Below are 14,060 nucleotides of genomic sequence, written 5' to 3'. Positions count from 1 at the left end.
TCTACTAATATGGGAAGATAGAAAAAAGAAAGGAGACGAGTTTGTAATGATTCATTTTCAGATCGACCAAACCAAACATTTTCAAGTTCGTATTGCTGGTTTATTGATACATGATCATCACATCTTACTGCATCGTAACGTGAAAGAGTCATTCTGGGCATTACCAGGAGGAAGAGCGGAGTGGGGAGAAGCAACAGATCAAACCATTATTCGAGAGTGGGAAGAGGAGTTAGGGTGGAAAGTAAAGACAGGAAAGCTTCTGTGGGTCACGGAAAACTTTTTTCCGTATCGTAAGCGAGATTTTCATGAGATAAATTTTATTTACCAATGCTTTTTTGCGCCTGATTTTGAAGCCGCCAAAGTGTATAGAAAGGAACCTTTTGGTGGGAATCCAGGAGCAGAGCATTTGGAATTTCGATGGTTTTCCTTAGAAGAATTACATGATCTTACGATCTATCCCTCTTTTTTAAAAGAGCGACTTGTTCGTTTGCCTGTCGAAACCGAACATGAAGTAGTAGTAGAAGAAACGATAGAGTAAAAGAATAAAAGCACTCTTTATGTAAAAAATAACAGTGTTTTCAAAGGAGGAGAAGATGTGTTTAATAAAAAAAATGGAATTGGTCGCAATTGCCATCTTTTCTTTTCTGTGATTTCATGTAAAATAGAAAACGCTATCAATAACAAATGAAAACATTTTATTACATAAGGAGGTTTTCTCCATGTTCCAACGCATTTTTGGTGTGCTGCAACAAATCGGGCGTTCTCTTATGTTGCCTGTTGCTATTTTGCCAGCAGCTGGTCTTTTGCTCGGAATTGGAAACGCACTCAAAGGGAATTTTGAGTCCCTTGTTATTATGGAACAAGCAGGACAGATCATTTTTAGTAACTTGCCCCTCATTTTCGCTATTGGGGTAGCGATTGGGTTAGCTGGAGGGGAAGGAACAGCTGGTCTAGCGGCTGTTGTCGGATTTTTGATCCTGAATGTTACGTTGGGCCAAGTTGCCGAAATGAGAGGTCTAAAAACAGAAGAAGTTTTAGGGATTCCGACCATTTCAATGGGGGTCTTTGGTGGCATTATCATCGGGGTAATTGCGGCCCTCATCTACCGAAGGTTTCATAAAGTAGAATTACCTCAGTTTCTAGGTTTCTTTGCTGGAAAGCGTTTGGTACCGATTGTAACGGCAGTTACCGCTTTTATCTTAGGATTGATTTTCGCATTTGTTTGGCCTCCGATTCAAAGCGGAATTGATGCATTCTCTAATATCGTTACACAACAAAATACAGCACTATCTGCCTTTATCTTTGGTGTGATCGAACGTTCACTTATCCCGTTTGGTCTCCATCATATCTTCTACTCTCCATTCTGGTATGAATTTGGTACCTATGTGAACCAAGCTGGGGAGATCTTCAAAGGAGATCAGACTCGCTTCTTTGCTGGAGATCCAACTGCAGGGATCTTCTTGTCTGGTAAATTCCCATTCATGATGTTTGGTCTACCAGCCGCAGCACTTGCTATGTACCATGTTGCTCGCCCTGAGAAGAAAAAAGTGGTCGGTGGGATTATGCTTTCCGCAGCACTTACTTCTTTCTTGACTGGGATTACCGAGCCACTCGAGTTTACGTTCCTATTTGTAGCTCCAGTTCTATATGCAATACACTGTGTGTTCGCAGGATTGTCTTTTATGATCTTGGAGATGTTAGGGGTAAAAGCTGGTCTCACCTTCTCTGGTGGGGTAATTGACTATATTCTGTTCTACTCGCAAAATACTAAGCCTCTTTTAATTATCCCTGTAGGTCTTGTATTTGCAGTAATCTACTACTTTGGATTCCGATTCGCGATCACCAAGTTTAATCTCAAAACTCCTGGTCGTGAAGATGAAGAAGAAGGAGATCAGGCTGAACAAGTTCCTAGTGAATCTGGAGAACTAGCTACTCACATAGTAGAGGCATTTGGTGGTAAAGACAACTTGACTCATTTGGATGCGTGTATTACGCGTCTTCGAATTCAGGTAGCAGATCCGAAGCAAGTAGATAAAAAACGTCTAAAAGAATTGGGTGCATCAGGTGTTCTGGAAGTAGGGAAAAATTTCCAAGCGATTTTTGGACCGAAATCCGATGGTTTGAAAGACCAAATGAAAGCAGTTATTGCTGGTGAAAAGCCAAAGGCGATTAATTTGGAAAAAGCGGAGGAAAAAGCAACGCAATCAGCGTCATTGGCAGCAAAAAGCGATGAGATCGTAGCACCACTGACTGGGAAAATGCTACCTATTAGCGAAGTTCCAGATCCAGTTTTTGCACAAAAAATGATGGGGAATGGATTTGCGATTGAACCAACAGAAGGGGTTGTTGTCTCTCCAGTAGATGGAGAAATCGTCAACGCATTCCCGACTAAGCATGCAATTGGAATACGAACTGACTCTGGCATGGAGATTCTTGTTCATGTAGGGATCGATACTGTCAAACTAAAAGGAGAAGGTTTCGATATTAAGGTAAAAGAGGGAGATCAAGTGATGAAGGGTCAAGAGATGCTAGTCTTTGATCTTGAAACGATCCGTAGCCAAGCGGCTTCGATTATCACTCCAATCGTCTTCCCGAACCTTCCAGAAGGAACAGAAATCGTTATCAAGCAGGAGCAAGTACAAAAAGGTACAGCTCAGCCAATTGAAATCATGAAATAATAGCATTGAACAAAAAAGCTACTGATCAGATGATCAGTAGCTTTTTTAACTAGCAATTGGTGACCATTTTTTTGCATGGTATTTTACTAGGCGGAGCCACTCTTTGAGAGCAGGAGATTGCCAACGTTTTGGATGAATCACCATTTTAGTCATCACTTGGCATGATGCTTCTTCCCAAGGTAAAATGGCAAGTTTTCCTTCTTTCCAATCTCTTTCTACAGCGATATAGGGAAGATAAGCAATTCCCAAGCCAGCAGCGGTACAATTTTTAATTGCTTCAATACTATAAAACTCTAATCCGGTGCTCGAATGAACCCCATTTTTTCGTAAGTGCTGTTCCAATAAATTGCGATAGCTACAACCTGCTTCTGTCTGTAAGAAACTCTCGTTTTGTAAATCTTGTACCGTCACAATCTGTTTTTCTGCGAGTCGGTGATTGGTAGCTGCCACTAATACAATTTTTTCTTGTATCAATTCATCTACAATCAAGTTATCTTGATCATCATCCACTGCTCCTAGTAAAAACCCTACATCCAGCTCTCCTTTTTTGGCTTGTTCCTTGATCTCTCCACAAGACCCCGCTCGTAATACGATTTCAACTTGAGGGTAAAGCTGACGAAATTCTTGAATGATGGGAGGAAGCCGAAATGCGGCAAGTGACTCGGGAGAGCCAATCATCAGCGTGCCACTGGGTGTTTCTGGAAACGGAACTTGATACTTCGCTTCTTCGTGTAGCTGTAATAGTTTTTTAGCGTAGGGTAATAACCTTTCGCCTGCTTCGGACAGACGAAGTCGTTTTCCTGTTCGATGGAACAGTGGGGTATTTAGCTCGTCTTCTAGTGATTGAATCTGGGCTGTCACACTCGATTGTGCATAACCGAGATGTTCCGAAGCCTTGGTGATACTACCTAGTTCTACTATCGTTTGGAACGTGATCAGTTGGCGAATTTCCATCTGTTTTCCTCTCTTATCGTTTTAATCGATATTAATTAGCGTATCTATCTATTTTACTGATAAATATATTCTGTTGTACAGTGAATTCAAGAATTATTTCGGATGAAGAAGAGGGGAATTTAAGATATGAAAACGGGAGAGCTAACTAGAACGATTCGCTTACCACAAGTTGTCGCACTTTATATAGGAGCAGTAATGGGTTCGGGGATTTTATTAGTACCAGGACTTGCAGCACAGATGGCAGGGCCTGCTTCGTTAATTGCATGGGGTTTTATGTTGATCTTAGTTTTACCTATGGGACTCGTAATGGGAATGTTGGCTTCTAAGTACCCAAATGCAGGAGGCGTCTCGCATTTCGTCAAAAAGGCTTTTGGTGAAAGATGGGGAGTTTATATAGGATGGCTCTTTCTTATGTCAGTGGTCATTGGTGGACCGATTAATGCATTAGTAGGTGCAGACTATTTAGCTGCTGCGATGGGATTTGGGACAGGAATGAAGATGTTCTTGGCTACTTTTATGATCGCATTGGGGATTTTAGTCAATTATCGTGGATTTCAAGTAGGAGGAACTATTCAGCTATTTGTAATAGGAGCGATTATTCTTGTATTGCTGGCGACTATTTTTGGATCTGTTCCTAATATAGAAGCTACTAACTTTACTCCTTTTGTACCGCATGGATGGATGGCAGTTGGGCAAGCGATGACGATTCTTTTCTGGTGCTTTATTGGCTGGGAAGCAGTTTCTCACCTATCAGAAGAGTTTGTGAATCCAAAGAGAGATTCGATCTTGGGGGTGATCATCGCAGCAGGAATCGTCGGTTTGTTATATTTTTTCACTGCCTTTGCTACGGTGGGAACAGGAAATGTTGGATCGGGACGTGCTAGTGTCTCCTTGCTTTCGGTAATTCAACAGATTTTAGGACCAATTGGTGGATTATTTGCTGGGGTGGTTAGCTTCTTGATCTGTACCGCTACGGCAATTGCGTATCTTGGAGCGGCTTCTCGTCTAGCTTATGCTCTTGGCAGAGATGGCAACGCTCCGCGCTTTTTTTCTCGACTTTCACAACACCAAACTCCAGTTGGCGGACTCATATTCTTAGCATTTTGTTTTATTTTGGTGTTACTAACGATTGGGATGGAGTGGACTACACTTGAAAAGGCTATCCAATTGCCCAATGCTTCTTTCATTGTGATTTATCTCATTGGTTGTGCCGCTGGAGTTCGGTTGTTACGAGATAGTAAATGGGGGAAAGCAATGAGTTGGATTTCTCTAGTAGCTACTTTGGCAGTGGTTCCATTTATCGGCTGGTCTGTACTATATCCTTTGATAATTGCCGCTATGATGTTTCTTTTTACCAGAAAATATAAGCTTAAGCAAGGTCAAGAAACTAATATAGATCAGATGGTTTCTTAATAAAAGAGCTACTAAATATATTAAAACCTTGATAGATCTTGGTGTATCCTATGTAAGAAGTGGGAAACTAGTTTTTGTAACCTATTTATCTCTTACGTTGATATGACAAGGTAATGGAAATAATGATTACACCAAGGAGGAAGCTCTCATGTATGAAAAGTTGACCATATTGGCACCACTCTCTGGGAAAGTGTTAGATTTATCAGATGTACCAGATCCAGTATTTGCACAAAAGATGATGGGGAATGGCTTTGCTATTGAACCACGTGAAGGGGCGGTAGTAGCGCCATTTGATGCAGAAGTAGTCAATGCGTTTCCAACAAAACATGCAATTGGACTCCGAGCTAAAACAGGACTAGAAGTTTTGATCCATGTCGGGATGGACACGGTCAGTCTAAAAGGAGAAGGGTTCGATTTAAAAGTAAGTGAAGGCGATCAAGTAAAGGCGGGTGACCTTTTGCTTGAGTTTGATGTAGATGTGATTCGTTCCAAAGCGACATCGATCATTACTCCGATTGTATTTCCAAATGCATCCAATGTGCGGGTAGAGATTCAATTGGAGATCGTCGAAAAAGGAAAGCATGAGCCTATTGCGCTGATTCCAGAATAATAAAATTGTTAGGTGGATTAAGGTTTCGTAATTGAATGAATAAAACTACCAAGCCAGAGTATATACACTCTGGCTTGGTAGTTTTATAGCTTGTTGCATTAATCCAAGTTAAGCGTAGGCGCGCCGCCGGTTTTCCCACTTCTGATCTGCTCCGACTCCTTCCGTTCATAGTCGCATCACAAAAGGAGAAAACTGATCGCTAGAATCTATGCCAGAATTCGAAATCAATTTCCTAATCTATTTGGGGAAGTGGTGATTGGACCATTTCAAATTAATGATCGTCGAAAAGAAATTCAGTATCAAAACCAAATTATCAATTTGTCTCCAACTGAATATGAGCTTTTCCAACAACGGATGGAACTTGTATTCGAGACTACATCCATGTCTTGGATTTGGCACAAGCCCATATCTTGGCTCTTTATGCACTCTATGAAGAACATACTGCCCAACATGTATTTAATGTAGGAACCGGTCAAGGTCATTCTGTAAAAGATATCATTGATATATCGGAACAAATCACAGAACGCAAAATACCTAGAAAAATAGATCCACGAAGAGCGGGGGATCCAGCAGTTCTCGTAGCGGACAGTCAAAGACTTCAAGAGCAATTGGGATGGAAACCAAAGTTTAGTGACTTACAAACGATAATCCGAAGTGCCTGGGAATGGCATCAAGTTCATCCAAATGGTTTTGATAAAACAGATCATCCTAGCTTAACAATAAAAAGATACAAAGCAATAGTAGGGGAAGATTATATAAAGTAGTAGAAATATTCTAAGTTAGGAGGGTTCATATGGATTATATAAATGAATACGAACGTTGGCTTCAATATGATCAGTTAGATACCGAGCTTAAGTTGCAACTGGAACAAATAGAGGGTCAGGATCAAGAGATAGAAGACCGTTTTTATAAGTCTCTTGAATTTGGTACTGCGGGTTTACGTGGACTGATTGGAGCAGGAATCAATCGGATAAATCAATATACAGTACGAAAAGCTGTTCAGGGGTTGTCACAATATATAACCATGCAAGGAGAGGAGACCAAACAAAAAGGAGTTGTCATTGCTTATGATTGTCGGCATAAGTCTGCGGATTTTGCTCGAGAGGCTGGGCTTGTTTTGGCGCAAAATGGGATTAAAGCTTATGTATTTGAGGGGATTCGTCCGACTCCCGAATTGTCCTTTGCTGTACGTTACCTTAAAGCAACTGCTGGTATTGTGATCACAGCGAGTCATAATCCTTCCGAATATAATGGCCTTAAAGTATATGGGTCGGATGGGGCGCAAATTGCCACGGAAATAGCTGATAAAATCACAAAGGAATTCGAACGTGTTCCAGATGAATTGGAAGTGGAAGTGGCCAATCTAAGTCAGGCACAGGAGAATGGTTTGTTTGAGTGGATTGGAGAGCAAGTGGATGAAGCTTACCAAGCTCAATTGCGAACGTTTGCTTGGCAGCCGAAGGAGAACAATAAGGATTACAAAGTGGTTTACACTCCCCTTCATGGAACTGGAAATCAACCAGTGCGACGGGTGCTTGCCAATCTCGGTTTTCAACACCTCTATGTCGTACCAAAACAAGAACATCCTGATCCCAATTTTTCTACTGTCCAATCTCCAAATCCTGAAGTACCCGAAGTATTTTATCTAGCAATGAAAGAGGCGGAAAAAAGGGAGGCAGATATCATTATGGGAACCGATCCAGATGCTGATCGGGTCGGCGTTATGGTTCGCAATGAAGAAGGGATATATATGCATCTAACGGGTAATCAATTGGGAGCACTTTTACTGGATTATGTCTTGTCACAACGAGCACAAAGAGATGACTTACCATCCAATGGAACAGTTATGAAGACAATCGTGACTTCGGAGATGGGGGAGGCTGTTGCTGCTCAATACGGAGTGGAAACGATGAACACTCTCACCGGTTTTAAATATATCAGTGAAAAGATAAAGTCATTTGAAGAAACGAAGGAGAAAGCCTTTCTATTTGGATATGAAGAGAGTTATGGCTATTTAATTGGGGATTTTTGTCGGGATAAAGATGCAGTACAAGCATGTATGATGGTTGCGGAAATGGGAGCTTACTACAAGAAGAAAGGGTTAACCTTGTATCAAGTGTTACTTCGTTTGTTTGAGAAAGTAGGTTATTTCAAAGAGGAGCTTGTTTGTATTACGCTAAAAGGCAAAGAAGGAGTACTGAAAATTCAACACATAATGGAGCAGCTTCGAGAAAAATCTTTAGAGGAACTTAGAGACATGTCCGTTATTCATAAGAAAGACTATATGCATGGTATAGATGGCTTACCAAAATCGAATGTATTGAAATTTATTTTAGAGGATGGTTCTTGGTTTGCTGCTCGTCCATCAGGGACAGAACCAAAGATTAAATTTTATTTTGGAGTCAAAGGACTCAGTTTACGAGATTCGCAAATAAAGCTAGAAAACGTAAAGAACAACACGCTAGCATCTATTTCGGCGAGTTGGTGGTCATAAGCGAAATATAGTAACCAATACACACAACTTAGTTTTATCCAGAAGTGGTCAAACTCCAAAGTAGATCGTGCAAAAAGGCAATGGTTCTCATATCGATCAAGAGAACCATTGCCTTTGTGATAAGTCTCCTAATTCGATACTAGAGCCAAACGTGCAATTTCTTCTATATATGCGGCTTGGAGTTGGCGTGTTAGTGAACCTGGAGTACCGTCTCCAATTGGTTTTTCATCTATCTGAATAATAGGACAGACTTCCATCGTCGTACTGGTCATAAAACATTCGTCTACGTGTCCGATTTCGGAGTGAGATAAGGCCTCGAAGACAATAGGAAGTTGGAGTTTTTTTGCTTGCTCCAAGACGATTTCCCGGGTAATACCATGTAATATGAGCTGATTGGCAGGATGAGTGATCAGTTTTCCTTCTTTTACAAAGAAGATATTGGTGGAACTTCCTTCTGTAACTACTTGATCACGAATTAGAATCGCTTCCGAACATCCAGCATCGACTGCCTCTTGTTTGGCTAAGACAGCCCCGAGTAGATTGAGACTTTTAATATCGCATCGTAACCAACGAATATCCTGAGTAGTAATTGCTTTTACTCCTTGTTCTAGGGTATCAATTGGACGATCGGAAGGGATTGTATAAGCGATAAAAACGGGTTTCGCTTCTTTTGGAAAGGCATGATTTCGAGGGGCGATTCCACGACTGACTTGTAAATAGAGATTACCATGAATGAGATTGTTTTTATTGATCAGTGTATGTAATCGTTTTGTTAACTCCTCTATAGAGAAGGAAAGGTTTATACGAATTTCCGATGCACTTCGAAAAAGGCGTGTTAGATGTTCAGCCAGATAAAACGGTTTCTGGTCATATACGCGAATTACTTCATATACACCATCTCCAAATTGGTATCCTCGATCTTCTAGGTCTACATGAACCTGATGGCGTTCTACAAATTCATTGTTTTGTAGGTAATACAAATTGATCATCTCCTCTGACTTTTCTATCTAACGAGAGCGCTTTCACACATTTTAACACGGATACTTGCAAAAGAAACTTCTAATTTTCTGAAGCTAGACTCCGAATCTATATCAATATATAGTAGTTATATGGATAGTTTAAGCACTACATATTGTGTCTGAATTTGGAGAGGTGTAAATATAATTTGAAAATTCAACGTTATTTCACGAAAAAAGGGCAGAGTCCCTTCGATATGATTTCGTATACAAAGCGCAATACCCGTATTACCAACCCGGATGGTTCCCTTGTCTTGGAGATGAAAGATGCGGAAGTCCCTTCTAGTTGGTCGCAAGTAGCTACGGATATCTTGGTCTCGAAGTATTTTCGGAAAGCTGGCGTCCCACAACAGGATAAAAATGGAGAGCTTATTCGAGATGAAAAGGGAGAAGTAGTGACTGGATCCGAAACGAGTGTAAAGCAAGTAGTTCATCGTCTAGCCGGTTGCTGGCGTCTATGGGGAGAGCAGAATGGTTATTTTGACAGTAATGAAGATGCACAAGCTTTTTATGATGAGTTAGTATATATGCTACTTCATCAGATGGCGGCACCTAACTCTCCACAGTGGTTTAACACTGGACTCAACTTTGCCTATGGAATCACAGGAAAAGCACAAGGTCATTATTATGTAGATCCTAAGACGGAAGAAGTAAAAAAAGGCGAAAACGCCTATGGTCGTCCTCAGCCACATGCCTGCTTTATCCAATCAGTAGAAGATGATCTCGTGGGTGAGGGGGGCATCATGGACCTCTGGGTTCGAGAAGCACGTCTTTTTAAATATGGTAGTGGAACGGGAACCAATTTCTCCAATATCCGAGGTAAAGGAGAACCTCTGTCTGGTGGTGGGACATCATCTGGTTTGCTTTCGTTCTTGCGAATTGGTGATCGTGCAGCGGGTGCGATCAAATCGGGTGGAACAACACGACGTGCTGCCAAGATGGTTACGCTGGATCTGGATCATCCGGATATTGAAGAGTTTATCGCTTGGAAGTCACAAGAAGAAAAGAAAGTACGTGCTTTGATTGCTGCGGGTTATGATCCATCCTTTAATGGGGAAGCTTATGACACCGTTTCTGGACAAAACTCGAATAACTCAGTACGAATCCCTCATGAATTTTTCGATCGCTTGGAAAAAGGATCGGATTGGGAATTGAAATGGCGTACAGATGGGCGCGTGAGTAAGACTTTGCCTTCAAAACAGTTATGGCGTCAAATTTCAGAGGCTGCTTGGGAGTGTGCCGACCCAGGTGTTCAGTATGATGGGACGATCAATGATTGGCATACAAGCCCAGCAGGAATGGACGGAAAACTAGGGGCTCGCCATAATCGGATTAACGGTTCCAACCCCTGTTCTGAGTATATGTTCCTAGATAATACGGCATGTAACTTAGCATCACTTAACTTAATGAAATTTCTAGACCCTAAGACGAATCAGTTCCAGATCGAAGCATTTGAACATGCTGCTCGTTTGTGGACTATTGTTTTGGAAATCTCGGTTCTGATGGCACAGTATCCATCTGAAGAAATTGCCAAACTATCCTATGAATATCGTACACTAGGCCTTGGTTATGCCAACATTGGTACCTTGTTAATGGTGTTAGGTGTACCTTATGACTCACCAAAAGCACTTGCGATAACTGGTACGATCACTGCCCTGATGACAGGTGTCTCCTATGCTACTTCTGCGGAAATGGCCAAAGAATTAGGCGCCTTTAAAGGATATCAAACCAACCGTGAGCATATGTTACGTGTGATTCGTAATCATCGTCGTGCTGCATATTCTGCACCAATGAATGCATATGAAAATTTGACCATTGCACCAATGGGAATCAATGCCGATCTAGCTCCAAATAATCTACTTACCGCAGCACAAAAAGCATGGGATCGAGCACTGGAGTTTGGAGAAAAACATGGTTACCGCAATGCCCAAACAACTTTATTAGCACCAACAGGTACTATTGGTCTAGTGATGGATTGTGATACGACGGGGATCGAACCAGATTTTGCTTTAGTCAAATTTAAAAAGCTCGCTGGTGGTGGTTACTTTAAAATTGCGAATCAGTCTATTCGTCCTGCTCTTAAGACACTTGGCTATCCAGAACACCAAATCAAGGACATATTGGAATATGTAACCGGAACGCTCTCTTTTAACAATCATTCTGCGATTAATCGAACCACCCTACGTGCAAAAGGATTGACAGAGGAAGAGATCACACAAATTGAAAAAACACTCCCAACTGTCTTCGAACTTCCATTTGCATTTAATCGGTTTACCGTAGGAGAAGCTGCACTAGAGCGTTTAGGGTTTACCAAGGAACAATATGAAGATCCTAGCTTCCAGCTCCTAAAAGAACTAGGCTTTACATCTCGTGAAATCGAGGAAGCCAACGACATGATCTGTGGACAGATGACAACCGAAGGGGCTCCGTATCTATTAGAAGAGCATTATCCTGTCTTTGATACTGCGAATCCATGTGGTAAACGAGGAACTCGTTTTATTCATTACATGGGTCATCTGCGGATGATGGCAGCAGCTCAGCCATTCTTGAGTGGTGCAATCTCGAAGACGATCAATATGCCAAATGAAGCAACCGTAGAAGATATTGAAGAAGCTTATGAACAAGGATGGAAATTGGGGCTAAAAGCAGTAGCTTTATATCGTGATGGCTCCAAAAGTTCTCAACCACTCAACTCCCGTGGGGATGATGAGGACGACGAAGAAGAGAACAAAGAGACAGTAGAGACAACAGAGCAAGTTGAAATACAAGAATTGATTTCTGATCATCCTATTTCCAGTGTTCGGCGACGACTCCCGCAAAAACGCGATGGCTTTACCCAAGAAGCTCGCATCGCTGGTCAAAAAATCTTTGTTCGTACAGGAGAGTATGAGGATGGCTCATTGGGAGAAATTTTTCTCGATATGCATAAAGCTGGTAGCACGATGCGTGGCATGTTAGATGCCTTCGCAGTAGCGATCTCCCTAGGACTTCAACACGGAGTACCACTACAAAAATATGTAGACTCACTCACCTTTACTCGCTTTGAACCATCGGGTGTTGTGCAACATCCAAATATTAAAATGGCTACCTCGGTTATCGACTATATCTTCCGGTTGCTGGGGATGGAATATCTAGAGAAGACTGATTTTGTCCAAGTACCACCAGATAAAAAAGAGCTACGTTCTCATGTCCTCCGCCAACGTGCACAAGGAACAGCGGTGCATACAGAGGAAGTGAATGTAGTAGAAAACAAAGAAACGACACAAGAGACAACAAGCAATACAGAAGGAAATTTGGATGCGATCCGTGCTAGTAGTGGAGCACCACTCTGCATTGAATGTGGTGGGATGACCAAACGCAATGGTTCCTGCTATGTATGTTTAGATTGTGGCTCAACCACTGGATGCTCTTGATTTATTTTAAAATAGCGATTGGACGCTCTTTTTCTGGGGGCGTTCCGTCGCCTTTTTTATGAATTCGTGTTGCAGTATTTCAAGTTAAAAGTTCTGTAGGCTCCTTTTTTTAAAAGATTTTACTGTATCTTATTTGTTGTATTTTTATGATGGTTTTGTTGCCATGTGATTCCATACTTGTCTTCTAAAACGGCATATTTAGAATCCCAAAAAGTATCTTGTAATGGCATCATGATCTTTCCGTTTTCAGACAAGTTGTTGTAAATTCGTTCGATCTCTTCATTTGTGTCGCAATTTAATGTTAAAGAGATGGTACTTCCTGCTGGGAAATCCTGATAATCTCCTACTTTATCCGAAACAAATAACGTTTGACCAAAAATGATAAACGAAGCATGTATGATTTTGTTCTGATCTAATTCAGTCATAGACATTTTGACATCATCTAATGTATCTCCATACCTTTGTACAAACGAAATTTCCCCATTTTGAAATAACGAAATGTAGTAATTCATCGCTTCTTCTGCTTGTCCATCAAACATCAAGTAAGGAATAATTTTCTGGTCTGGCATGAAATGAGCCTCCTGAGTTTTGGTATAGTCCCAAGACCATTATTGCCATTTGAGTAACCTCTAAACGGATGATATGGGTTTGCTAACTAGCCAAAAAAGACTATCATAGAGATAACGAGACTATGTTCGGAAGAAGGCGAGAATTATATCTATTTATGCGATAGGGGATCTCCATTTATCCTTTACGAAACGGGTGGATCCAGATCATATCAATCCTGAGACAGATATACATAAACCGATGGATATATTTGGATGGGACGAGCACTATTATCTTATTCGACGGAACTGGATAGAAATGGTGAAAGAAGAAGATACGGTACTATTGCCTGGAGATATCAGCTGGGCGATGCGACTAGACCAAGCCAAAAATGACTTTGCTTGGATTGCAGAGTTACCAGGACGCAAGATTCTCTCACCGGGTAATCATGAGTACTATGCCGGAAGTAAGAAAAAAGTGAGGGAAGCCCTCCCAGAACGAATGGAGTGGCTAGATGCCGATTATACGGTAGTAGAGGATTATGTGATTGCTGCGACCCGTGGCTGGACGTTACCAGGCGAACGTGGCTTTACAGAAGAAGAGGATCGAAAAGTATATGAGCGCCAAGCAGGTCGGCTTCAGATCGCACTAGAAGGAGCTACTAAAGAACATCCTGATAAAAAACTCATCGTAATGTTACATTTTCCTCCTATCTCAAAATACGCTACTGAATCCAAATTTCTCGATTTACTAGAAGCGTTTCAGGTTTCTCATTGTGTCTATGGGCATCTTCACGGAAAAGAAGCTCATCAGGAGGCGATGGAAGGGATCATAAAGGGCGTAGATTGTCACCTAGTAGCCTGTGATGCGATTGAATTTTCGCCAAAATGTATCGTGAAATAATCACTATGTTAAGAAAAAGTTAACAAAATCTTA

General features: G+C 41.4%; 10 protein-coding genes and 2 pseudogenes. 9 read left to right on the top strand and 3 right to left on the bottom strand.

All coding sequences use genetic code 11. The features are described 5' to 3' along the window. The first annotated feature begins 46 nt into the window (after nucleotides 1–46). Together VJ09_RS04595 and ptsG are read left to right on the top strand one after the other, a co-directional pair. Nucleotides 47–538 carry an NUDIX hydrolase gene (locus VJ09_RS04595; protein ID WP_044640445.1) on the top strand — a complete coding sequence of 164 codons (492 nt, stop codon included), beginning with the start codon at nucleotides 47–49 and terminating at the stop codon, nucleotides 536–538. 181 nt (nucleotides 539–719) lie between these two features. Next, nucleotides 720–2,678: a glucose-specific PTS transporter subunit IIBC gene (gene ptsG / locus VJ09_RS04590; RefSeq protein ID WP_044640444.1), complete on the top strand. Its 1,959-nt coding sequence runs from the start codon at nucleotides 720–722 to the stop codon at nucleotides 2,676–2,678. Between the two features lie 45 nt (nucleotides 2,679–2,723). Here ptsG and VJ09_RS04585 read toward each other — a convergent pair whose 3' ends face one another. After that, on the bottom strand, nucleotides 2,724–3,632 hold the full coding sequence (locus VJ09_RS04585) for a LysR family transcriptional regulator (RefSeq protein WP_044640443.1): 909 nt from the start codon (nucleotides 3,630–3,632) through the stop codon (nucleotides 2,724–2,726). A gap of 126 nt (nucleotides 3,633–3,758) precedes the next feature. On the opposite strand from VJ09_RS04585, the gene VJ09_RS04580 reads away from it, so the two are divergent. The 5 genes and pseudogenes from VJ09_RS04580 to VJ09_RS04565 all read left to right on the top strand — a co-directional run bounded on the left by VJ09_RS04580 (nucleotide 3,759) and on the right by VJ09_RS04565 (nucleotide 8,149). Beyond that, nucleotides 3,759–5,045 (top strand): amino acid permease, encoded by a 1,287-nt coding sequence (locus tag VJ09_RS04580; protein ID WP_044640442.1) that lies wholly within the window; start codon nucleotides 3,759–3,761, stop codon nucleotides 5,043–5,045. Nucleotides 5,046–5,193: 148 nt separating this feature from the next. Continuing rightward, a complete protein-coding gene (locus VJ09_RS04575) occupies nucleotides 5,194–5,655 on the top strand; it encodes a PTS sugar transporter subunit IIA (RefSeq protein WP_044640441.1) in 462 nt (153 codons plus the stop codon). A gap of 189 nt (nucleotides 5,656–5,844) precedes the next feature. Then, nucleotides 5,845–6,003: pseudogene (locus VJ09_RS18785) on the top strand (DNA-binding response regulator); the annotation flags it as partial. A gap of 14 nt (nucleotides 6,004–6,017) precedes the next feature. Further along, nucleotides 6,018–6,419 (top strand): annotated as a pseudogene (locus VJ09_RS04570) (GDP-mannose 4,6-dehydratase); the annotation flags it as partial. Nucleotides 6,420–6,448: 29 nt separating this feature from the next. After that, nucleotides 6,449–8,149: a phospho-sugar mutase gene (locus VJ09_RS04565; protein ID WP_044640440.1), complete on the top strand. Its 1,701-nt coding sequence runs from the start codon at nucleotides 6,449–6,451 to the stop codon at nucleotides 8,147–8,149. 128 nt (nucleotides 8,150–8,277) lie between these two features. Here the strand turns inward: VJ09_RS04565 and dat are convergent, their stop codons facing one another. Further along, the gene (gene dat, locus VJ09_RS04560; protein ID WP_230199090.1) at nucleotides 8,278–9,129 is read right to left on the bottom strand and encodes a D-amino-acid transaminase; all 852 of its coding nucleotides are present in this window, start codon (nucleotides 9,127–9,129) and stop codon (nucleotides 8,278–8,280) included. Nucleotides 9,130–9,314: 185 nt separating this feature from the next. Between dat and VJ09_RS04555 the strand changes: the two genes are divergently transcribed. Then, a complete protein-coding gene (locus tag VJ09_RS04555) occupies nucleotides 9,315–12,578 on the top strand; it encodes a vitamin B12-dependent ribonucleotide reductase (protein ID WP_230199089.1) in 3,264 nt (1,087 codons plus the stop codon). A gap of 119 nt (nucleotides 12,579–12,697) precedes the next feature. Here VJ09_RS04555 and VJ09_RS04550 read toward each other — a convergent pair whose 3' ends face one another. Beyond that, nucleotides 12,698–13,147 carry a VOC family protein gene (locus VJ09_RS04550; RefSeq protein WP_044640438.1) on the bottom strand — a complete coding sequence of 150 codons (450 nt, stop codon included), beginning with the start codon at nucleotides 13,145–13,147 and terminating at the stop codon, nucleotides 12,698–12,700. Between the two features lie 142 nt (nucleotides 13,148–13,289). Here VJ09_RS04550 and VJ09_RS04545 point away from each other — a divergent pair, with 142 nt between their 5' ends. Continuing rightward, nucleotides 13,290–14,027 (top strand): metallophosphoesterase, encoded by a 738-nt coding sequence (locus VJ09_RS04545; RefSeq protein WP_082050403.1) that lies wholly within the window; start codon nucleotides 13,290–13,292, stop codon nucleotides 14,025–14,027. The last annotated feature ends 33 nt before the right edge of the window (nucleotides 14,028–14,060 follow it).

Source organism: Risungbinella massiliensis (genome assembly GCF_000942395.1).
GTDB classification, from domain to species: domain Bacteria; phylum Bacillota; class Bacilli; order Thermoactinomycetales; family Thermoactinomycetaceae; genus Risungbinella; species Risungbinella massiliensis.
This window is presented reverse-complemented; position numbering and strand designations above follow the sequence as displayed.

Coding starts and splice junctions, on each gene's coding strand:
- VJ09_RS04595 (WP_044640445.1), top strand. CDS start 47: ATGATTCATTTTCAGATCGACCAAACCAAACATTTTCAAGTTCGTATT.
- ptsG (WP_044640444.1), top strand. CDS start 720: ATGTTCCAACGCATTTTTGGTGTGCTGCAACAAATCGGGCGTTCTCTT.
- VJ09_RS04585 (WP_044640443.1), bottom strand. CDS start 3,632: ATGGAAATTCGCCAACTGATCACGTTCCAAACGATAGTAGAACTAGGT.
- VJ09_RS04580 (WP_044640442.1), top strand. CDS start 3,759: ATGAAAACGGGAGAGCTAACTAGAACGATTCGCTTACCACAAGTTGTC.
- VJ09_RS04575 (WP_044640441.1), top strand. CDS start 5,194: ATGTATGAAAAGTTGACCATATTGGCACCACTCTCTGGGAAAGTGTTA.
- VJ09_RS04565 (WP_044640440.1), top strand. CDS start 6,449: ATGGATTATATAAATGAATACGAACGTTGGCTTCAATATGATCAGTTA.
- VJ09_RS04550 (WP_044640438.1), bottom strand. CDS start 13,147: ATGCCAGACCAGAAAATTATTCCTTACTTGATGTTTGATGGACAAGCA.